At 70.6% G+C, this 19,777-nt stretch carries 18 protein-coding genes; 9 read left to right on the top strand and 9 right to left on the bottom strand.

The window, feature by feature from the left end; all coding sequences use genetic code 11:
* Nucleotides 1-46 precede the first annotated feature (46 nt).
* Nucleotides 47-1,588 carry a PP2C family protein-serine/threonine phosphatase gene (locus ACFY2X_RS28915; protein ID WP_389943939.1) on the top strand — a complete coding sequence of 514 codons (1,542 nt, stop codon included), beginning with the start codon at nt 47-49 and terminating at the stop codon, nt 1,586-1,588.
* A gap of 45 nt (nt 1,589-1,633) precedes the next feature.
* Here ACFY2X_RS28915 and ACFY2X_RS28910 read toward each other — a convergent pair whose 3' ends face one another.
* The 3 genes from ACFY2X_RS28910 to ACFY2X_RS28900 form a co-directional block, all read right to left on the bottom strand.
* A complete protein-coding gene (locus tag ACFY2X_RS28910; RefSeq protein ID WP_389943936.1) occupies nt 1,634-2,104 on the bottom strand; it encodes a GNAT family N-acetyltransferase in 471 nt (156 codons plus the stop codon).
* A 58-nt stretch (nt 2,105-2,162) separates the two neighbouring features.
* A complete protein-coding gene (locus ACFY2X_RS28905) occupies nt 2,163-3,929 on the bottom strand; it encodes a prolyl oligopeptidase family serine peptidase (protein ID WP_389943933.1) in 1,767 nt (588 codons plus the stop codon).
* 175 nt (nt 3,930-4,104) lie between these two features.
* Nucleotides 4,105-4,935, bottom strand: a complete 831-nt coding sequence (locus tag ACFY2X_RS28900) for a putative RNA methyltransferase (RefSeq protein WP_389943930.1) — start codon at nt 4,933-4,935, stop codon at nt 4,105-4,107.
* Between the two features lie 261 nt (nt 4,936-5,196).
* On the opposite strand from ACFY2X_RS28900, the gene ACFY2X_RS28895 reads away from it, so the two are divergent.
* Complete coding sequence (locus ACFY2X_RS28895) at nt 5,197-5,643, top strand: hypothetical protein (RefSeq protein WP_389943927.1); 447 nt, start codon at nt 5,197-5,199, stop codon at nt 5,641-5,643.
* Nucleotides 5,644-5,647: 4 nt separating this feature from the next.
* Here the strand turns inward: ACFY2X_RS28895 and rho are convergent, their stop codons facing one another.
* Entirely contained in the window at nt 5,648-6,844 is a 1,197-nt protein-coding gene (gene rho, locus ACFY2X_RS28890) for a transcription termination factor Rho (protein WP_389943924.1), read from the bottom strand.
* A gap of 226 nt (nt 6,845-7,070) precedes the next feature.
* On the opposite strand from rho, the gene ACFY2X_RS28885 reads away from it, so the two are divergent.
* Nucleotides 7,071-7,817, top strand: a complete 747-nt coding sequence (locus tag ACFY2X_RS28885; RefSeq protein WP_389943921.1) for an MBL fold metallo-hydrolase — start codon at nt 7,071-7,073, stop codon at nt 7,815-7,817.
* A 113-nt stretch (nt 7,818-7,930) separates the two neighbouring features.
* Here ACFY2X_RS28885 and ACFY2X_RS28880 read toward each other — a convergent pair whose 3' ends face one another.
* The gene (locus tag ACFY2X_RS28880) at nt 7,931-8,482 is read right to left on the bottom strand and encodes a helix-turn-helix domain-containing protein (protein ID WP_389943918.1); all 552 of its coding nucleotides are present in this window, start codon (nt 8,480-8,482) and stop codon (nt 7,931-7,933) included.
* Nucleotides 8,483-8,542: 60 nt separating this feature from the next.
* Here ACFY2X_RS28880 and ACFY2X_RS28875 point away from each other — a divergent pair, with 60 nt between their 5' ends.
* Nucleotides 8,543-9,742 (top strand): benzoate/H(+) symporter BenE family transporter, encoded by a 1,200-nt coding sequence (locus tag ACFY2X_RS28875; RefSeq protein ID WP_389943915.1) that lies wholly within the window; start codon nt 8,543-8,545, stop codon nt 9,740-9,742.
* A gap of 211 nt (nt 9,743-9,953) precedes the next feature.
* Here the strand turns inward: ACFY2X_RS28875 and ACFY2X_RS28870 are convergent, their stop codons facing one another.
* Complete coding sequence (locus tag ACFY2X_RS28870; protein WP_389943912.1) at nt 9,954-10,502, bottom strand: hypothetical protein; 549 nt, start codon at nt 10,500-10,502, stop codon at nt 9,954-9,956.
* Between the two features lie 92 nt (nt 10,503-10,594).
* On the opposite strand from ACFY2X_RS28870, the gene ACFY2X_RS28865 reads away from it, so the two are divergent.
* The 3 genes from ACFY2X_RS28865 (at nt 10,595) to ACFY2X_RS28855 (ending at nt 13,589) form a co-directional block, all read left to right on the top strand.
* Nucleotides 10,595-11,662 carry an FAD-dependent oxidoreductase gene (locus ACFY2X_RS28865; protein WP_389943909.1) on the top strand — a complete coding sequence of 356 codons (1,068 nt, stop codon included), beginning with the start codon at nt 10,595-10,597 and terminating at the stop codon, nt 11,660-11,662.
* A 45-nt stretch (nt 11,663-11,707) separates the two neighbouring features.
* The gene (locus ACFY2X_RS28860) at nt 11,708-12,676 is read left to right on the top strand and encodes a magnesium transporter CorA family protein (protein ID WP_389943906.1); all 969 of its coding nucleotides are present in this window, start codon (nt 11,708-11,710) and stop codon (nt 12,674-12,676) included.
* Between the two features lie 139 nt (nt 12,677-12,815).
* Nucleotides 12,816-13,589, top strand: a complete 774-nt coding sequence (locus ACFY2X_RS28855; RefSeq protein ID WP_389943903.1) for an HNH endonuclease family protein — start codon at nt 12,816-12,818, stop codon at nt 13,587-13,589.
* Here ACFY2X_RS28855 and ACFY2X_RS28850 read toward each other — a convergent pair.
* Nucleotides 13,586-14,521, bottom strand: a complete 936-nt coding sequence (locus ACFY2X_RS28850) for a DUF4429 domain-containing protein (RefSeq protein ID WP_389943901.1) — start codon at nt 14,519-14,521, stop codon at nt 13,586-13,588. The two genes, ACFY2X_RS28855 and ACFY2X_RS28850, sit on opposite strands and share 4 nt — an antisense overlap.
* A 123-nt stretch (nt 14,522-14,644) precedes the next feature.
* Between ACFY2X_RS28850 and ACFY2X_RS28845 the strand changes: the two genes are divergently transcribed.
* Together ACFY2X_RS28845 and ACFY2X_RS28840 are read left to right on the top strand one after the other, a co-directional pair.
* A complete protein-coding gene (locus tag ACFY2X_RS28845) occupies nt 14,645-15,919 on the top strand; it encodes an aminotransferase class I/II-fold pyridoxal phosphate-dependent enzyme (protein ID WP_389943898.1) in 1,275 nt (424 codons plus the stop codon).
* Nucleotides 15,920-16,219: 300 nt separating this feature from the next.
* Complete coding sequence (locus ACFY2X_RS28840) at nt 16,220-17,569, top strand: YncE family protein (RefSeq protein ID WP_389943895.1); 1,350 nt, start codon at nt 16,220-16,222, stop codon at nt 17,567-17,569.
* On the opposite strand, the gene ACFY2X_RS28835 is transcribed toward ACFY2X_RS28840, so the two are convergent.
* Entirely contained in the window at nt 17,558-18,094 is a 537-nt protein-coding gene (locus ACFY2X_RS28835) for a hypothetical protein (protein ID WP_389943892.1), read from the bottom strand. The two genes, ACFY2X_RS28840 and ACFY2X_RS28835, sit on opposite strands and share 12 nt — an antisense overlap.
* 151 nt (nt 18,095-18,245) lie before the next feature.
* Entirely contained in the window at nt 18,246-19,697 is a 1,452-nt protein-coding gene (locus ACFY2X_RS28830) for a PLP-dependent aminotransferase family protein (protein ID WP_389943889.1), read from the bottom strand.
* Nucleotides 19,698-19,777 lie beyond the last annotated feature (80 nt).

Raw genomic sequence — 19,777 nt, 5'->3', positions numbered from 1 at the left:
CTTCGATTTACCCCACGTCAACGGGAAGTGTGGTAGTCACGAAACAATGACCAGTGCTCCACGGGCCGTCCTGGCCGCGACATTCGCTCCGGGAGAGACGGCCGTACCCGCCGTCAGGCGATTCACCAGAGAGGTGATGACCGCCTGGGCCGCCGCGTCCGTCCTCACCTCTGCCGAGCGGCTGGCCGTAGAGCTCGCCTCACAGCTGGCGGACGTGCCGTTCGAGGTCGTCTGGAGCCATCTGGGGGACGGCGTCCAGATCGAGGTGCGGCAGAAGAGCGCCGCCCCCGGCGGGATTCCCGACGGTCTCGCGGTGCCGGTGGAGGAATGGGGCGTCACCTTCGGCGGACGGCACCGCACTCACTGGGCACGGCTGCACCTGCCCGGCGGGTCCGGGCAGGTGGCCATGGAGTGGTCCGCCGAGGAGCCGGGCCGGGGACCGGCCTGGATGGGCTTCCTCGCCGACGCCAGCGACCTGCTGGCGGGCACCCTCAACCCGGACATGGTGCCCGCGATCATCTCGCAGATCGTGGTGCCCCGGCTGGCCACCTGGTGCGCGGTCTACACATGGAGTGACGGCGGAGGCCCGCAGCGCCCCGCCTACCTGTGGCACGCCGACGAGCGGCGCATCGACGAGCTGCGGGAGGAACTCGCCGCGGTCCAGATCCCGCAGACGCGGGGCACCATGCAGCTCGGAGACTCGCAGGTGCTCGTGATCCCGCTCCTCGCGAGGGGGCGGGCGCTGGGGATGATGTGCTTGGGACGGCCGGACCGGTTCGTCGAGGACGTCTTCCAGTACGCCGAGGACATCGGCCGGCGCGCGGCCCTCGCCCTGGACAACGCCCGGCTCTACGCCACGCAGGCGGCGGCCAACCGGGCGTTGCAGCGCAGCCTGCTTCCCCCGGACGAGCCCGGCGAGATCCCGGGTCTCGACCCCGCCGTGGTCTACGAGCCCGCCGGGGAGACCAACGAGGTCGGCGGCGACTTCTACGACCTGTTCGCGGCGAGGGACGGCTCCTGGCGGTTCGCGATCGGCGACGTCTGCGGGACGGGCCCCGAGGCCGCCGCGGTCACGGGCCTGGCCCGGCACACCCTGCGCCTGCTCGCCAGGGAGGGGTACGGCGTGGCCGCCGTCCTCGACCGCCTCAACCAGGCGATCCTGGAAGAGGGCGACCGGGCCCGCTTCCTGACCCTGCTGCACGGGGAGATCACGCCCGTGCCGACCGGGCTGGACGTGTGGATGGTCTCCGCCGGCCACCCCGAGGCGCTGCGGCTGCGGCCCAGCGGCGTGGTGGAGACCGTGGTGACCTCCCAGTCGCTGCTGGGCGTCTTCCCCGAGGCGACGTTCAAGGCCGAGCTCGTCCACCTCGATCACGGCGACGTCCTTCTCGCGGTGACCGACGGGGTGACCGAGCGGCGTCAGGACGGCCGGCTTCTCGACGACGACGGGGGTCTGGCCAAGCTGCTCGCCGAGTGCGTGGGGCTGTCGGCGCGGGCGGTCGCCGAGCGGATCCGCCGCGCCGTACAGGACTTCGCCCCCGAGCCGAGCGCGGACGACATGGCGATCGTGGTGCTGCGCGCCCGCTGACGGGCTCCGCCCGAGGTGGTCCGGTAGAGCCCTTCCGGATGCTTCCTATTGCAGCGGGTAGTCGTAGCGAATGAACCCGTTGAAGCGCGCGATCTGGTCGTACAGGGCACGGGCGGTGGTGTTGTCGTGCTTGGTGGTCCAGTACAGGCGGGAGGCGCCCCGGTCTCGCGATGCCTCGGCCACCCGCTCGATCAGCGCCCGTGCCGCGCCCTGGCCGCGTGCCGCCTCGTCGACGAACAGATCTTGAAGGTAGCAGGAGTCCGCCGACCAGAAGGTGGTGTGGAACAGGTAGTGCGCGATGCCGACCAGCTTCCCGTCCAGCCGCGCGCCGATGCCGTACAGCTTCCCGTCCAGCCGCGCGCCGATGCCGTACAGCTCCGTGCCGCTCAGCAGCCGTCGCCAGGTCTCCTCGTACCCTTCATCGGGCACCGTGGTCTGGTAGAACGTCTTGTAGCCGCGTGCCAGGACTTCCCAGGCGGCGCGGTCTTCGGGGCGCAACGGGCTGACGTCGATCACAGCGGCCCATCCTCGCACACCACTTTCCGGGTTGATTCGGTGATCTATGGGCTGCTGGCTAAATGTCTAGCTTGATGTGCTTGCGGGCGAAGTCGAGCTGGACCGACATCTGCGTGATGCGTTCGGAGACGACCAGCGAGCCGTGGCCCGCGTCGTATCGGTAGACCTCGTGCTCATGACCGCGCTCGGCCAGCCGGGACACGTAGGTCTCGATCTGCCGGATCGGGCAGCGCGGGTCGTTCTCCCCGGCCAGGATCAGCACCGGCGCCTCGACCCGGTCGACATAGGTGATCGGCGAGCAGTTCGCGTAACGCTCCGGCTGCTCGCCGGGCGAGCCGCCGAAGAGCGCGCGGTGGTAGGCCCGCAGCGCCTCGGTCTCCTCCTCGTAGGCGGCCAGATGGTCGGCGATCGGCACCGTGGCGATGCCCGCCGCCCAGGTCTTGGGCTGGGTGCCCAGGCCGAGCAGCGTGAGATAGCCGCCCCAGGAGGCGCCGGACAGCACAAGCCGGTCGGGGTCGGCGAGGCCGCGGTCGACCAGGATGTCCCTGACGGCGGCCACGTCGGCCAGTTCGATGTGCCCGACCTCGCCGACCAGGGCGTCCCGCCAGGCCGAGCCGTACCCGGTGGAGCCCCGGTAGTTGACCCGGACGACCACGAAGCCGAGATCGACCCACGCGGCCACCTGCGGCACGAAGGAGTCGTCATCCTGCGAGCCCGGCCCGCCGTGCAGCAGGAAGACCGCCGGGAACGGCCGTGAGCCGCGCTCGGGCCGCGATACCAGCGCGTGGATGCGCCCGCCGGGGCCTTCCACGTCCATGTCCTCGACGGGGACGGACGGCGGCGCGGGCGGCCCGCCGTGGTTCATCACCACGTGGCCGTTGCTCGACCGGATCACCGGCGGGTGGGCGCCGCTGGACCAGGAGTACTCCACCGAGCCGTCGGGGCGGGGCGCGGCGGCGTCGATCACTCCGTGCTGGGTCTCGATCGGGAAGAGCCTGCCGCCCGCCAGGTCGTAACGGTGCAGGTAGGTGCGGCCGCGGTTGCCCCGGACGACGAGCAGCGAGCGGCCGTCGTCGTACCAGTCCGCGGTGATCTCTCCGGGGTCGCGCAGCCAGATCTCCCGCTGCTCACCGCTTTCCGGGTCCCAGACCAGCGGCTCGCGGCGCCCTCTGCGCTCGTGCAGGGTGAGCAACCGCCGATCGCCCAGGGCGGGCGCGAAGCGCAAGCCGAGGACGCCCTTGCCTGGATCGTCGCGCAGGTCGCCCACGGTGGCGCCGCTCCGCCGGAGCACGCGCAGCGCGGGGTGGCGGGAGTCGCCGTGCTCGCTGTGGCCGATCGCGATCAGCGAGCCGTCCAGGGACATGGCGGCCACGGAGGCGGCCTCGGCGTGCTCGTAGATCACGCGTGCGGGCTCGCCGGGCCGTACGACATAGACCGTGAACCCCTCGCCGGGCCTGGCCAGGCCGATCGCCGCCTCACCCGTCGCCGACAGCGCGATCCCCGAGGGGAAACCGGGTTCGAGGCCGATCGGCTCGTCGGGACCGCCGGAGAAGGGCTGGCGCATCCAGGTGCCCCACTCGTCGCCGTCGGTGTCGGAGAACCACCAGATCCATCGGCCGGTGGGGTCGATCGTGCCGTGCGCGGTGCCCTTGGGGCGGACGGTCGCCTGGCGGACGGAGCCCGTTGAGCGGTCCCAGGCGTAGATCTCCCACGCGCCGGAGGCGTTGCTGCGGTAGACGGCACGGGCGGGGGCCTGACGCGCCCACACGGGCAGTGTCGCGCGCGGCGCTCGGAACCTGGCCTGCCAGCGCTCCTCCGCCTTCATATGGCGCTTCCCTCCGTCAAGGCATTGCTTCACGCGTCCAGGCGCGGGCTCGCTGGATTGTCGTCCAGTATGTCGCTTCCACCACTGATTTGCTTGGCTAACGTGTGGGAATTTCGGGCTAAATGCCACTTCAGTAACATGCGCCCCGAAGGTAGCTGTCAAGCCGCTCGCTTGATCAGGGTATGGGTTGAAAGATAGACATACGGAAAGATGCGATCACATCATTTTTTTCCGGCAGTTCTATGATTTTTCTCCGCATAACTTCTGGCTCGATGTGCCACGCGCTCGGCCCCATCCCCACGACGGCCTCAATCGCCTCGTGTCCCAGCGCCATCGTGAACTCTTGGGTGCTTCGCCCGGTTTCAAGGAAATGGTCACTCAAGCTCTCCGCCACCCGCCGCTCCTTTGACTGGTCCACCGAGAGCAGTCCCAGCCGCTCCACCAATGGTCGGAGGTGCCGCGAGGTGGGCGTGACCACGATCAATGTGCCGTCCTTCTTGAGCACCCGGGCGAACTCTGCCCCGTTACGGGGTGCGAACACATTGATCAACACATCTACCGAATCGTCCTTGATGGGCAGCGGTTTCCACACGTCGGCGACCACCGCCCCCAGCCGAGGATGCGCCCGGGCGGCCCGCCTGATCGCGTGCTTGGACACGTCGAGTGCGATCCCGGTGGCTTCCGGCAGCCGGTCGAGCACCCTGGCGAGATAGTGTCCCGTCCCCGCGCCCGCATCCGCGACGACGGTCGCGCCGGTACGGCACGCGCCGGCGACCGCCTCCGCCAGAGGGGTGAAATGCCCGGCTTCGAGGAATGCCTCCCTGGCCGCCACCATGGCCGTGCTGTCGGCCGTACCCGGCGCCTGGGAACCGGTCAGGAGGCTGACGTATCCCTGTCTGGCGATGTCGAAGGCATGGCCGAGGGAACAGCGGAGCGCCCGGTCGCCGAGGCCGAGTCCGCCCCCGCAGACCGGGCAGATGAGGTAGTCGACGATGTCGGCCAGCATCCCCCCATCATCCCGCGTCCCGGGCGTGGCCGGATCGCCGTGCCGGTTCTCCGCGCCGCCGTCCCGGATCGCCGTGCCGGTTCTCCGCGCCGCCGTCCCGGATCGCCGTGCCGGTTCTCCGCGCCGCCGTCCCGGATCGCCGTCCCGGTTCCCCGTGCCGCCGTTCCGGGGCCCGCGACCTGGTGGTCTCACGCTCCCGCTCCTGAGGGCACCAGCGGGACGCAAGAGCGTTCCAAGTCGCCGGTACTACCTGTAGGGGACATGAGGAAGAGAACTGTCATCGGCGGGCTGCTGGCGTTCGTGCTCGGGGTGGGCCTGCCCGCGACCGCGGAGGCCGGCGTGGGCCCCGTTCACCACTGGGGGCCGGTCCGGTCGGCCGCCGGGCACTCCGGCCACGCCACGGCCGATGTGTGGATCACGGACTTCAGCGCGGAGACGTTCGTCGTCTCCGGCAGGCTCCGCGACCGTGACCCCCACCCCGGCCACTGCGCCTACATCCGCGCCAGGTTCCACTACAGCGGCGGTGGCACGGGCTGGGCCCAGCCGCGCTCGACGTGCGAGGCGAGCGACGGCTTCAGGCTGTCCTCGGACGGCGAGATCACCCGTGTGGACGTCAAGGTCTGCGTCCTGGACCGCAGCAGACGCACGACCTCCCACTGCCACGTCGACGCCATCCGGGCGGAGGACATCGCCAACTGGCCTCGCTAGAGGATCACGCGGTTCGCTGGACCTGCTGGAGGAAGGCCGCGTTGGAGGGGGTCTCGCGGAGCCTGCCGGTGAGGAGTTCCAGGGCCTGCTGCTTGTCCAGCCCACTCAGGGTGCGGCGCAGGCGCCAGGAGAGCTGGTGCTCCTGGGGATCGAGGAGGATCTCCTCCCGGCGGGTGCTCGACGCGTCGAGGTCGACCGCGGGGTAGAGGCGCTTGTCGGCGAGGGAACGGCTGAGGCGCAGCTCCATGTTGCCGGTGCCCTTGAACTCCTCGAAGAGGCTGTCGTCCATCCGCGAGCCGGTTTCGACCAGGGCGGTGGCGAGGATGGTCACCGAGCCGCCGTCGCGCAGGTTGCGCGCGGCGCCGAAGAGGCGGCGCGGGGGGTGCAGGGCCGCGGCGTCGAGGCCACCGGCGAGGGTGCGCCCGCCGCCGGGGGCGAGGTTGTTGTAGGCGCGGGCGAGACGGGTCAGGGAGTCCAGCAGGATGACGACGTCACGGCCGAGTTCGGCGAGGCGCTTGGCGCGTTCGAGGGCGAGTTCGGCCAGGGCGGTGTGGTCGCGGTCGGGGCGGTCGAACGTGGACGCGGCGACCTCGCCGCGGATGGACTCGCGCATCTCGGTGACCTCTTCGGGGCGTTCGCCGACGAGCACGACCATGAGGTGGCAGTCCGGGTGGTTGCGGGTGATCGCGGCGGCCAGATCCTGCAGGACCATGGTCTTGCCCGCCTTGGGCGGCGCGACGATCAGGCCACGCTGGCCCTTGCCGATCGGCGTGAACAGGTCGATGACCCTGGTGGTCACCGACTCGGTCTCCAGGCGGAGCCGGTCACGCGGGTGGACAGGCGTCATGTCCGCGAAGTCGGGCCTGTTCCGCCAGTCGGCGGCGCCGTTGACGCTCGTCACCTCGACCAGCCTCTCGTACGGCTCGCGCGCCGTGGCGACGACGTGGTCGCCGGGACGCAGGCCGTACTGCTTGATCTGGGCATGGGGCACGCGCACGTCACGCGGACCGGCCAGGTAACCGCGGGTTCGGATATATCCGGTCTTGTCGCGGACGTCGAGAAGGCCGGTCACGGTCTCGACAGGGGTGTTGCCGGCGAGGGCGTTCTGGACGGAGGCGTTCGCGGTGGAGGCGTCGTTCTCGCGGGAACGGCGAGGACGCGGAGGACGAGAAGACTTTCCGGTGATGGTTTCGGTGGTCATGAGCGACCTTTCGTGGAGAGGATCGCCTGCCTGGGAGGGGCGGTTCGCAGGGGACCGCATGCCGATGAAGGCGCGTCTCGCAGGGGGACCGCACGCCTGGGAGGCATGGCGATGAGAGAAGAGAAAGAGAGGAAAAAGGGGTGAATCATCGCACGCGGCCTAGCCAGCAGTGCGTCGCACCCGCTATTACGGTAGCACCGTCAGTCCATTCCGAACAGGAGACCGGATGCTCCACCAGTCCATAACGGTGGCGGGCGTTGAGGTGTTCCCGCTGTGCGATGCCGTGGGGTCGATGGGTGATTCGATCCGGCGCCCGATGCCGGAGATGTTCCCCGGGGGCTGCCACGGGGAGCCGGATGAGTGGGTCCTGCACTTCCACTGCTACCTGCTGCGTGACGCGGCGGGCCGGATCGTGCTGGTGGACACCGGGATCGGCCCGGAGAACTCGCCCGCGGCCGGGTGGGCGCCGGTTCCCGGGGCGCTCGGCACCGAGCTCGCGCGCGTGGGGGTGTCCCCGGAGGAAGTGGACGCGGTGGTCATCACGCACCTGCACAGCGACCACGCGGGCGGGGTCGTGGCCGACGGGATGCCCGTGTTCTCCAACGCCCGGCACGTCTTCCAGCGGGCCGAGATCGACGCGGCCGCCGAGAAGGTCCTCGATTACGCCGTCCGGCCTCTGGGTGAACGGGTGCAGGTGGTGGACGGCCAGGCGGACGTGTTCCCCGGCATCCGCGTGTTCCACACCCCCGGCCACACCCCGGGTCACCAGGTCGTCCAGGTGGGTGATCTGGTGCTGACCGGGGACGTGGTGCTGCACCCGGTGCAGCTGGCCGACCCGAAGGTGACCTACCTCTACGACGACGACCCCGAACTCGCCGCCGCGACGCGGGTGGAGTTGCTGGACCGGGTCAGGGCCGAGCGAGGAATGATCGCCACCGCCCACTTCGCCGACCCCTTCACCCCGATCCTCTGACGGTGACCCCGGCCGCCGTCACGTGATGGGGAGACCCCTTCGGCCCGGCCGGTTCACGGCGGCGGAGGCAAGACGCAGCCGCCGGGCCGGTGCCGTCTTCGAAGTGCGCGCGTTCAGTGGTGCGGGTAGCGGATGAGGAGGCTGGCGTGGACGTCCTGGTCGCCGATCGCGGCGTAGGTGTGGGGGACGTCTGACGACCAGGTGATGTGCTCGCCGGGCCCGGCGAGCAGGGGAGAGCCGACGGGGCCCGCCTGGAGGGTCCCGCTGAAGACGGTGATGTGCTCGGTGACACCCCGATGGTGGGCCGGGGAGGTCTGCGTGGCTCCCACCGGGATCATCAGCCGGTAGAGCTCGTAGGTGACGGCCTCGTCCCTGAAGACCTGGAGCAGCACGCCCTCGACGGCGGTGCCCCGGATGACGGGGCCCGGGCCGAGGGCCGTCGCCAGCGGAACGCCCAGCTGGGCGGTGACCGCCCAGAGGGTCTCCAGCGTCGGGTTCCGGGTGCCGTTCTCCAGCCCGGAGAGCGTGGCCTTGCCGACGCCCGCCCGCCGGGCCAGCTCGGAGAGCGAGATGCCGCGTTCCTCGCGCAAGCTGCGGATTCGCCGCCCGATGTCCGATGTGCTGGAGTCCACGGCGGGACGGGGACTTTGTGCTCCGGAGTCCATAGGGCTATCGTGCAGCATCAGCATCGTTCCGTTTACGGAACACTCTGAGGGGATCAAGAGATGACTCGCCTGCTGCAACCGATGCTGGCCGGTGTGGTGACCGCCCTGGTCGGGTTCGCCAGTTCCTTCACCGTGGTCCTGGCCGGGCTCCGGGCCGTGGGCGCCGACCAGCGGCAGGCGGCGTCCGGGCTGCTCGCGCTCTGCCTGGCCAATGGCGTGGTGGCCATCTGGCTGGGGCTGCGGCAGCGGCTGCCGATCACCATCGCCTGGTCCACGCCGGGCGCGGCGCTCCTGGTCTCCACCGGCGCCGTGGAGGGCGGATTCCCCGCCGCGGTCGGCGCGTTCGTGATCTGTGGGCTGCTCATCACCGCGGCCGGGCTCTTCCCCGCGCTGGGCCGCTGGATCGGGGCCATCCCCGCCCCGATCGCCGGCGCGATGCTCGCCGGGGTTCTGCTCAACCTGTGCACGGCACCGGTGCGGGCGCTCGTGGAGATCCCGTGGATGACCGCTCCCGTCGTGCTCATCTGGGCGTTGCTCGGCCGCGTCGCCCGCAAGTGGGCGATCCCCGGGGCCCTGCTGGCCGCGATCGTGGCGATCGCGCTGACCGGGCCGGGGCTGGGCGCGGTGGACGTGCGACCGGTCGTCGAGCCGACCGTCCCGGCGTGGAGCCTCCCGGCGATGGTCAGCATCGCGCTCCCGCTGTTCCTGGTCACCATGGCTTCGCAGAACGTGCCCGGCATGGCGGTCCTCGCCGGGTACGGCTACCGCCCGCCGCTGCGCGGGATCCTCGTCGGCACCGGCCTGGCGAGCGTCTTCGGCGCACCCCTCGGCGGCCACGCGGTGAATCTGGCGGCCATCACCGCCGCGCTGGCCGCCGGGCCCGACGCCGACCCCGACCCGGGCCGCCGGTGGATCGCCTCGGTCACCGCCGGCGGCTCGATGATCGTCCTGGGCGTCGGCGCGGGACTGGCCACCGCGCTGGTCCTGCTCTCCCCGCCATTGCTCATCCAGGCCGTCGCGGGTCTGGCCCTGGTCGGCGCGCTCGCCTCGGCGGTCGCGGCGGCCGTGGCCGAGCCGGAGGGGCGGGAGGCGGCGGCGGTGACGTTCGTGGTGACCGCGTCCGGGATGACACTGCTCGGGGTGGGCGCCGCGTTCTGGGGGCTCGTGGCGGGAGGGCTCATGACGCTCCTGCACCGGAAGAGGCAGGCCCCGGGCGCCATACCGGATCCGGACCGGGAGGCCCAGCTCGTCCGGCGGTGAGCGGGCGAAGCCGGGGGTTCAGCTTGTCCGGTGGTCGGAACGCGCTCCGGTCCCGGCCCGCCGGGTCGTGCGAGAGGACGGCCCCGCGGTGGACCCGGCGTCACGGGCAGGGCGCTGGATCGGGTGGACCCGGTGTCATAGGCGGGCCGCCGAACAGGGCTTCGCCGGTACGGCACGCGTGCCGTACCGGCGAAAAGGGGCACGATCGGGATTATCTGCGGTTTCCCGAACGCTCGTGGCGGCCGGCCACGAGCTGGTCGTCGGTGGGCTGGCGGGGCACCTCGACCCGCGGGTTGGGCGCCGTCGTCTCGCCCGGACCATCCAGGCCGTCGCGACGCCGGTCGGCCGCGGAGGCCGTGGAAGCCGCGGGGGCCGTGGAAGCTGCGGGGGCCGCGGGGGCGGCGGGAGCGCCGGAAGCCGCTGGAGCGGACGTCGCGGGAGTGGTCTCCAGCTTGCGCTCCAGCTCCCGCTTCTCCTCCTCCAGGCGGGCGACGCGGTCGCGCGCCTCCAGCCGGGAGACACGGAGCTTGCGCCGATGCGTGGCGGAGCGGCGCATCCCGCTGAGCATCATCGCCAGGCCGAGCAGGAACACCGCGCCCGTGACCGCGCCGGCGAAGAAGAATTCCAGCTGGGAAAGTCGAATCGTCTGGTCGAACACCGTGAACGACGCGGGGGTGGTCGCCGTGGCGGCCTCGTCCCAGGAGACCGCGATCACGGTCGCGCCCGCGAGCACGATCAAGAGGAGTCCCAGAATTATCATGTGACCTCATCTCGGGCTGCGTCTGTTGTGACAACCGCTGCTGCCCCGTGAAAGCGGGATTATTCGCAGAACGCCGGCGGTTGCCAGGAAACGTGGAAGAGATCGACGTCGTGGTCATCGGGGCGGGACAGGCGGGGCTGTCCAGCGCATACTTCCTGAACAAGGCCGGGATCGACTTCGTGGTCCTTGACCGTTCCCCGCGCCCCGGCGGTGCCTGGCAGTTCCGCTGGCCGTCCCTGACCCTCGGCGCCGCGCACCGCGTGCACGACCTGCCCGGCCTGCCGCTGGGCGCCGCCGACACGACCCGGCCGTCGTCGGAGGTCGTCTCCGAATACTTCGCCGCCTACGAGCGGGCCTTCGCGCTGCCGGTGCGCCGACCGGTCCAGGTGCGGGCGGTCCGGGAAGGCGCGCGAGGGCGGCTGCTGGTGGAGACCTCGGCCGGGGAGTGGTCTCCTCGCGCGCTGGTCAACGCGACCGGCACCTGGGACCGCCCCTTCTGGCCGCGCTACCCGGGGCAGGAGACGTTCCTCGGGCGGCAGCTCCACACCGCCGACTACGTCAGCCGGGAGGAATTCGCCGACAAGCACGTCGTGGTGGTCGGCGCCGGGGCGTCGGCCATCCAGCTCCTGCTGGAGATCGCCGAGATCACCACGACCACCTGGGTCACCCGCCGCCCGCCGGTCTTCCGCGAGGGGCCGCTCGACGCGGAGGCGGGCCGCGCGGCCGTCGCCCGGGTCGACGCCCGGGTCCGCGCGGGGCTCGCGCCGGGCAGCGTGGTGGGGGCCACCGGATATCCGCTGACGCCCCAGGTGAGGGCGGCGATGGAGGCCGGGATCCTGAACCGCCTGCCGATGTTCGACAGGATCGTCCCCGACGGAGTGGTCTGGGACGGCCCGGACCCCGCGCTCGCCGGCCACGAGGTCAGGGCCGACGTGATCCTGTGGGCCACCGGGTTCCGGCCGGTCGTCAACCACCTGGCGCCGTTGCGCCTGCGCGAGCCCGGCGGCGGCATCCGGGTGGAGGACACCCGGGCCGTTCTGGACCCCAGGGTCTACCTGGTCGGTTACGGTCCCTCGGCCAGCACCATCGGGGCCAACCGTGCCGGCCGTACCGCGGCGGGGCACATCCGCCGCCTCCTCTCCGTTCCCATGGCGGCATAAAGACGTGGCAGCGTAGAGGTAAAGGCGGGGGATACCGTTGACGGGGTGGACCGTACACGTCTGTATCGCAATGGCGTCCTGAAGAACGAGAGCTTCCCGATCGACGATGTGTCGGAGTGCGTCGACGACCCCGCCGCCGTGGTGTGGTTCGACCTCTGCTCACCCTCGCACGAGGATCTGAAGAAGATCGGGGAAGAGCTCGGCCTGCACAAGCTGGCGGTCGAGGATGTCCTGAACGACCACCAACGGCCCAAGCTAGACATCTACGACAGCCATCTGTTCATCACCGCCTACGGCACCCGGATGGTCTCCGGCACACTCCAGGTCACCGAGCTGTCGATCTTCGTGACGAAGAACGCCCTGGTCACCGTCAGGGAGAACGAGAACCTCAACCTCGACGAGGTGATCAAGCGCTGGGACGACACCGAGCACCTGGCCAAGCACGGCGTGGCATACCTCCTGCACGGTCTGCTCGACTACGTGGTGGACGGGCAGTTCGAGGTGGTGCGGGAGCTGGACGAGAAGGTGGAGGGGCTGGAGGACGAGCTCTTCGCCGACCACCCGTCGAGCCGGCGCGAGGTGCAGCGGCAGATCTTCCAGATCCGCAAGACCATGGTCGGCTTCCGGCGGGTGATCATCGGGATGCGCGAGGTCGTCGGCAGCCTCCTCCACCGGGACGTGGAGGTGGTCGAGCCGGAGATGGCGCCCTACTACCAGGACGTCTACGACCACGTGCTCCGGGTCACGGAGTGGACCGAATCCCTGCGCGACCTGCTGGGCAACATCAGGGAGACCCACCTGAACCTCCAGGGCTACCGGCTCAACGACATCATGAAGAAGGTCACGAGCTGGGCGGCGGTGCTCGCGGTGCCCACGTTGATCACCGGCTACTACGGCCAGAACGTGCCTTATCCCGGCTCCGGCCAGCCGATCGGCTTCTGGACCTCCACCGCCGTCATCCTCACGACCTCGGCCGCCCTCTATGTGATCTTCAAGAGGAAGGACTGGCTCTAGATCTGAAACCGCCGGACGCCTCGCGGTGGGGCGGGCTGGACGAGCGTTTCGTCACCGATGCATGACTTTGATCCGTGTCAACAAAGAAAGTTGAGGGAATCAGTCATATCTAGGTCTGTAGACCGTTCTGGAGGCATAGGTGAGCACGCGGGGGGTGGTCACTGTCTTTCTGGGTGCCGCGGTGATGTTCACGCTGGTGGCCCAGGGCGACGCCCGGACGGGCAGCACCCGCGTGAGCGGCGTCCGGGTGCGGGCCGCCCCGCTCGACAACCCGGACGGCATGCGACCGGGGCTGGCTCCCGTCAGCTCGACCCGGGACAGGAGCGCGGCGGTCAGGCTGATCGGGAAGCTGCGGGTCAGGGGGATGGGGCCGAAGACGGGCTACACGCGGGCCAGGTTCGGTGACAACTGGGCCGACACGGCCACGGGCGTGCCGTACGCGCGCAACGGCTGCCGCACCCGCGACGACCTGCTCGCCCGTGACGGTGAGGACGTCGAATATCGCCGGGGCTCGGGCTGCGTCGTCGTCTCGATGAAGCTGCGGGATCCCTACACCGGCAGAACGATCCGGTGGCACCGGCGGCGGGCGGACGAGATCCAGGTCGACCACGTGGTCCCGCTGTCCTACGAGTGGCGGATGGGCGCCTCCCGCTGGCCGATGGCCAAGCGGATGCGGATCGCCAACGACCCGCTCAACCTGATGCCCGTCTACGGCGACGCCAACGAGGCCAAGGGGGGCTCGGGCCCGGCCTCGTGGCTCCCACCGGTGCGCGGGGTCCGCTGCGCGTACGTGGTCCGCTTCACCCAGGTCGCCCTGAAATATGACCTGCCGGTCACCCGGGCCGACAAGACCGCCATGCTCGCCCAGTGCCGCCAGACGACCCCGGGAAGAAGATCCAGGGGCGGGAACTAGAAACGCCGAAGGATCGCCTGCTTGGCGATGGTGAACTCCTCTTCGGTGAGGACACCGTCCCGGCGCAGGTCGCCCAGCTCGCGCAGGCGGCGCAGGAGCGCGTCCGGGTCGCCGTCGTCGGAGGAGGCGGGCGCCGGTGGGGGAGCCTCAGGTGCGGGCGCCGCCGGTGCGGGAGCCGCGAGGGCGGGGGTCTCAGGTGCGGGCGACGGGTTCGAGGCGCCCGAAGGGTGCGGCAGCCGGGCGACGACGGCGGCGACGAGCAGTGCGGTCGTCCGGGTTTCCTTGTCCAGCCCCCACAGCAGGAGGCAGCGGGGGTCGTGCTTGGGCGCCATCATGTTGGCCGTGCCCCTGGGACCCTTGAGGCGGAAGCGGACGTGCCCGTTCTCCAGGCCCGCCGACGGGATCCACTCCACGGAGGCGAGATCCTTCAGCGCGAACTGCTGGGGACCGGCCGACTTCTTGCCCTCGTCCGCCATCCAGTTCCATTCCAGGCGGATCGACTCGCCGTCGAACGTCGCCGTCCCGTCGCCCGCCGACACCGCCAGCGGCAGGCCGGGGCTCGGCAGCAGGTAGCGGTCGCAGGGACCGTCCGGCACCCGCTCAAGCAGCCGGACGTTGCGGACCTCGTCGACGAAGTACTCGGCGGCGCCGGTGCGGTCGGCGTCGATGGCCAGCTGGTAGGGGTCGGCCGCATCGGGGATCCGCCCGCGCGCGGCCTGGGTGAACGGGTCCGCGCCTTCCCGTAGTCGCAGCCTCAGCCGCCCGCCCTTCTTGCCCGGCTCGTAGGCGATGCCGGCCACCGCCTCCAGGGGAACGGCGATCTCCCCCAGGAGCTGCCGCAGCTTGTTCACACCCCGGTTATGACCGGGCACGATCCGCAGGGTCTCGCCGTCGAATGTCCACATCCCATCCCGAACCATGACCTCAGCCATAGTGAGATCTTATGGTGATTTCTGCTGATCGTCCGGTTCGTGACGCACGCCCGGTTCGCTGCTGGATTTGGGGGTCTTCTATCCTTCGAAGGCCACATCCGACCGGCAGGCGGAGGAAACCCCGTGACGTCTTCGGCCCTGAACCTCGATGAGCTGACCGTTCAGCGTGACCGCGCCCTGCGCGACTACGACGCGCTCGTCCAGCGTGGTCTGTCGCTCGACCTCACCCGGGGTAAGCCGTCAGCGCGCCAGCTCGACCTGTCCGACGGCATGCTGGCTCTCAGCGGCCACACGGCGGCCGACGGGACCGACTGCCGCAACTACGGAGGTCTTCAGGGCCTTCCCGAGCTTCGGGCGATCTTCAGCCGCCTCCTGCAGGTTCCCGCCGGCCAGCTGATCGCGGCCGGCAACTCCAGCCTTTCGCTGATGCACGACTCCATCGTCCACGCGCTGCTGGCAAAGCTTCCGGGTGCCGAGCGCCGCTGGGTGGACGAGCCGCGGATCGCGTTCCTGTGCCCGGTCCCTGGATACGACCGCCACTTCTCCCTGTGCGAGCGGTTCGGCATCGAGCTGATCTCCGTGCCGATGACCGCCGAGGGGCCCGACATGGATGTCGTGGAGCGTCTCGTGCTTGAGGACGCCCAGATCAAGGGCATCTGGTGCGTGCCCAAGTACAGCAACCCCAGCGGTGTCTCCTACAGCGACGAGACGGTGCGGCGTCTGGCGGCCATGCCTGCCGCCGCTCCGGACTTCCGGATCTTCTGGGACAACGCCTACGCCGTGCACCACCTCACGGACACGCCGGTGGAGATCGCCGACATCCTGGCGCTGTGCGCCGAGAGCGGCAACCCCGACCGCGCCTTCGTCTTCGGCTCCACCTCGAAGATCACTTTCAGTGGCGGGGGCGTCTCCTTCTTCGGCTCGTCCCCGGCCAACGTGGCCTGGCTGCTGGGGCACATAGGCAAGGGGACCATCGGCCCCGACAAGATCAACCACCTCCGGCACGCGGAGTTCTTCCGTGACGAGGACGGCGTCGTGGAGCACATGCGCCGCCACCGCGAGCTGATCCAGCCGAAGTTCGACATGGTGGACACGATCCTCACCAAGGAGCTGGACGGCACCGGCCTGGCGTCCTGGTCCAGCCCCACGGGTGGCTACTTCATCAGCCTCGACGTGCTGGAGGGCTGCGCGCGCCAGGTGGTGAGCCGGGCGGCCGACGCGGGCATCGCCCTGACCCCCGCGGGTGCCACCCACCCGTACGGGGACGATCCCCGCGACAGCACCATCCGTATCGCGCCCACCTACCCGGATCTGGAAGAGCTCGAACTCGCCATCGCCGGCCTGGCCACGTGCGTCCGCCTTGCCTGCACCGAAAAGCTGCTGGAGCAGGCACAGTAGGCGTCCGGCCGACGGGGCCGGTGCCGCCGACGGGGATCGCGACGCCTCGAACGGGGGCCGCACCCTGAGCCCGGCCGGCCTGGCCGGGCTGTGTGAGGGTACGGCGGAGCCGGGTCGCGGCCCGCGCCGGGATGCGGGATACGCCTGACTAAGATCGTTCGTTGTTATAACGTTCGTTAACGTATCGTTCGTTGGTGCATGCCGAGGACCTGATGCCGCGCCGCCGCCTCGGGGGTCCTCCCGCCGCAGGGCGTGCGGGATCGCGCCCGGCGCCCCGGCGGTGTCGCGAGGAGGACTGCGATGGGTCCGTTGGCCTGTGGGCACGACGCGCCGCCGTACGGGCCGCCGGTGTGCGAGCACATACGCGCCTCGGCGGGACCACTGGATTTCGTCGCCCGTTACACCGGCGCCGGATTCGGCCAGGACCGGGTGCGCTGTGAATGCCGGGCGCGCGGCGAAGCCGGTGAGCCGATCGAGACCGGCGCCATCTGCGAGGAGTGCTTCGGCGGGGGCGAGGGCGGCCGTGCCGGTGTGATGGGGAGACCCGAAATCCTGGAACACCCGCTGGACATCGACCCGGCGATCGAGGTCACCACCGTCCCCGCCGGCCTGGGGCCGATCAGTGACCTCGCGCCCATCGGCGGGGCGGGCGCCGCGTGGCTGGCGCTGTGCGACGACGGGCGGATCGCCCGGTGGGAGTGCGCCACCGGTGTCTGGAGCGTCGCCTCCCGCACGACGGTCTCCGTCCCCGAGGGGGAGAAACACCAGCCGGAGCCGGTGAGGCGTCTGCATGCGTCGCGGGACGGCCGGTTCGCGGCGGTCGTGGTCGACTACGGCGAGCGCGGTGAGGTTTTCGACCTGTCGACCGGGATGACGACGATGGCGCTCGACGGCGGCGACCACCACGCCTACACGGTTCCGTTCTCCCTCGCCTTCACCGAACATGACGGGCGGACGGTGGTGGTGCACCGGGGGGAGTGGGACCGGCTCGACGTCTCGGACCCGGCCACGGGCCGCCTGCTGGCCTCCTGGGAGGACGCGTTCTTCCACGGCGCTGTGCACGTCAGCCCCGAAGGCACATACATCGCCGACGACTGCTGGATCTGGCATCCGGTCGGCGGGGTCAGAGTCTGGAACCTGCGCCACTGGCTGACCGAGGACCCCTTCAAGCTCGACGACCCCGAAGGCGGGGACTCCGATGACGACTCCGCGGTGATCCTGGTTTCCTGCGAATACTTCTGGGATCGGCCGGTCGTCTGGATCGACGACCACCGGGTCGCACTCGGGCCGCTCGGCGATCGCGAGGGCGAGCTCGCCCCCGGGGCCAGGATCTTCACCCTCGGGCGGACCGGCCGTGACGCGGGGGATCCGCCCCGGGCCGGCGAAGTCATGTCGTTCGCCGGGCCCGACGGCAGGTTCTTCAGTGACGGCGGGCTGTTGTTCTCCGCGAGCCAGGCCGGATTGGAAATCTGGGATCCCTCGGACGGTGCGCGCATCGGCGTGATCCCCGGCTTTCGTCCGACCCATCACCACCGCCAGGCGGGAGAACTCGTCGAGCTTGACGGCGAGAGGCTCCTGAGGTGGAAGATCGGACCCGCCCTGAGCCGGCGCGACGGCTCGTCGCCCCGGCCCCCGGGCTCAGCGGCCTGACCGGGATGCGCCGGCACGGGGCCGCAGCCGGCCCAGCACGCGCCGGACCATGGTGGTGTCGGCCGACCTGGCCACCCAGAGCGCGACGATGATGTACACCAGCTGCTCCGGGATCCTGAACCACAGGGGCGTCGCCTCGCCGCCGTTGAACGACGCGCCGGCGACCGCGGCATAGATGTTGGCCGGAAGCAGCAGCACGAAGAGCGTCGCGAGGCTGACGCTGGCGGCCCAGCGGGTCGCGGTCAGGACGAGGCCCGCGGCGCCGAGCAGTTCCAGCACGCCGGTCGCGTAAACGACGAAGTCGGGGTACGGCACGAACGGCGGCACCATGCGCACCAGGTCGGCGTGGTTGGGCATGACCGTGACGCTCCCGGGGGCGAAGTGCGCGCTGGCGGTGACGGCGAGCATGACCGCCATCGCGTGGGCCGCGCAGGCCTGCCAGGTGGCGAACCGGGTGACCCCGAGCGCGCCCAGCAGGCGGAAGACGAGCGAAGCGGCCGCGAGGACGATGAGGATGCTGAACATGGCTCTCCACCTATGGATAGTTGAACTATCTAGTGATTGGATAGCAAGACTATCCAATAGGTGGGTCATGAGCAAGACCGAATGCCTTCTTCGAGGTCACCCGCTCATCGACGGGCGCCGGGCCCCGTCTCCGTCAAACCGGCACCGAAGATCACAGGCCGGCCTCCGCCTCCCGGAAACTCTCCGCGAGCAGTCCCAGGCCCGCCTCGATCCTCTCCACCGGGATCGCGCCGTAGCCGATCACGAGTCCCGCGCGCGCCGGGCCCGCGCCGTAGTAGCCGGACAGGGCCTCCAGTGCGACCCCCGACGCCCGCGCGCGTGACACCACCCGGTCGATGTCGACCGTCGTGCCCGGGGCGATCCGGGCGCACAGGTGCAGGCCCGCGGCGGAGGGGATCAGGTCGAGCCAGTCCGCGAAGTCACGTCCGAGCGTCGTGACGATCCGCTCGTGGCGGGCCGCGTACTCGCGGGTCGCCTTGCGGATGTGCCGCCCCAGCAACCCCTCGTCGATGAACTGGGCCAGCGCCGCCTGGGTGGAGATCTCGCCGTGCCAGTCGGTGAGCTGCTTGGCGCTGCGCAGCGCGGGCTGGAGCGAAGCCGGCGCCACCAGGAAGCCGACGCGCAGCATCGGCAGCATCGTCTTGGAGAACGAGCCGACATAGATGACGTGGCCGTCGCGGTCCAGACTCTGGAGTGGCTCCAGCGGGCGGTCCCCGAACCGGAACTCGCTGTCGTAGTCGTCTTCGATCACCACCGCGCTGTGCCGTTCCGCCCACGCGAGCAGCGCGGTGCGACGTCCGAGGGACATCGGCGTGCCCAGCGGGAACTGGTGGGAAGGCGTGACGTAGACCAGACGGGCGTCCTCGGGGATGGCTGCGACGTCCAGCCCTTCGGAGTCGACGGGGACGGCCGCGACGCGGGCCCCCAGAGACTCGAACAGCAGCCGTGCCGGAGGGTAGCCCGGCTCCTCGACCGCCACGCAGGCGCCCGGCTCGATCAGGACGCGGCCGACGAGGTCGAGCGCCTGCTGGGCTCCATGGGTGATGAGCACGTCGCCGGCGTCGGCGCGCACCGAGCGTGAGACCCCGATGTAGCGGGCGACCGCCTCGCGCAGCCCCATGTGCCCGGAGGGGTCGCGGTAGCCGGTGGAGTGGATCAGCGCGGGGCGGAGCTCGCGGGCGACGAGCCGCCGCCAGGTCTCCAGCGGGAACAGCCGCGCGTCGGGGACACCCACCCTGAAGTCGTAGAGCGGTGTGATCGATCCGGCCTGTGCCGGGGCGGGAGGGGCGGGAACGGACCGCCACAGGCGGCGGGGACGCACACCGCTGCCCGCGGGCGCGTTCCGGGAACGCGCCCGGCTGAGGGATTCGGTGCACACGAAGGTGCCGGAGCCGACCCGTCCGGTGAGGAAGCCCTCGGCCGTCAGCCTCTCGTAGGCGACGGCCACCGTGTTGCGCGAGACGTCGAGCCGTCGCGCCAGCTCGCGTGTCGGCGGCAGACGCTCACCGGGCCGCAGACGGCCGTCGAGAATGGCGTCGAGAAGCTGTCGGTAGATCCGGGCGGCCAGATCGCCGCGCCCGGTCAGGCTTACGTGGAAGTCCAACCCGCTTCTCCGTCTTGGCCCAATCAGTTCATCGGTTATTGGACCTTATAGGGAGCCAATCGGCTCCCTAGCGTTGGTTC

The organism is Streptosporangium sp. NPDC000396, from assembly GCF_042898655.1.
Taxonomy (GTDB): domain Bacteria; phylum Actinomycetota; class Actinomycetes; order Streptosporangiales; family Streptosporangiaceae; genus Streptosporangium.
Note: the sequence above shows the minus strand (reverse complement) of the source record. Positions and strands in the feature narration are given on the sequence as shown.

What these genes read in the sequence shown, in the direction of transcription:
- ACFY2X_RS28840 (WP_389943895.1), top strand. Translation starts at nt 16,220, where the DNA reads ATGGGTCCGTTGGCCTGTGGGCACGACGCGCCGCCGTACGGGCCGCCG.
- ACFY2X_RS28895 (WP_389943927.1), top strand. Translation starts at nt 5,197, where the DNA reads ATGAGGAAGAGAACTGTCATCGGCGGGCTGCTGGCGTTCGTGCTCGGG.
- ACFY2X_RS28835 (WP_389943892.1), bottom strand. Translation starts at nt 18,094, where the DNA reads ATGTTCAGCATCCTCATCGTCCTCGCGGCCGCTTCGCTCGTCTTCCGC.
- ACFY2X_RS28850 (WP_389943901.1), bottom strand. Translation starts at nt 14,521, where the DNA reads ATGGCTGAGGTCATGGTTCGGGATGGGATGTGGACATTCGACGGCGAG.
- ACFY2X_RS28885 (WP_389943921.1), top strand. Translation starts at nt 7,071, where the DNA reads ATGCTCCACCAGTCCATAACGGTGGCGGGCGTTGAGGTGTTCCCGCTG.
- ACFY2X_RS28875 (WP_389943915.1), top strand. Translation starts at nt 8,543, where the DNA reads ATGACTCGCCTGCTGCAACCGATGCTGGCCGGTGTGGTGACCGCCCTG.
- ACFY2X_RS28880 (WP_389943918.1), bottom strand. Translation starts at nt 8,482, where the DNA reads ATGGACTCCGGAGCACAAAGTCCCCGTCCCGCCGTGGACTCCAGCACA.
- ACFY2X_RS28905 (WP_389943933.1), bottom strand. Translation starts at nt 3,929, where the DNA reads ATGAAGGCGGAGGAGCGCTGGCAGGCCAGGTTCCGAGCGCCGCGCGCG.
- ACFY2X_RS28900 (WP_389943930.1), bottom strand. Translation starts at nt 4,935, where the DNA reads ATGCTGGCCGACATCGTCGACTACCTCATCTGCCCGGTCTGCGGGGGC.
- ACFY2X_RS28870 (WP_389943912.1), bottom strand. Translation starts at nt 10,502, where the DNA reads ATGATAATTCTGGGACTCCTCTTGATCGTGCTCGCGGGCGCGACCGTG.
- ACFY2X_RS28915 (WP_389943939.1), top strand. Translation starts at nt 47, where the DNA reads ATGACCAGTGCTCCACGGGCCGTCCTGGCCGCGACATTCGCTCCGGGA.
- rho (WP_389943924.1), bottom strand. Translation starts at nt 6,844, where the DNA reads ATGACCACCGAAACCATCACCGGAAAGTCTTCTCGTCCTCCGCGTCCT.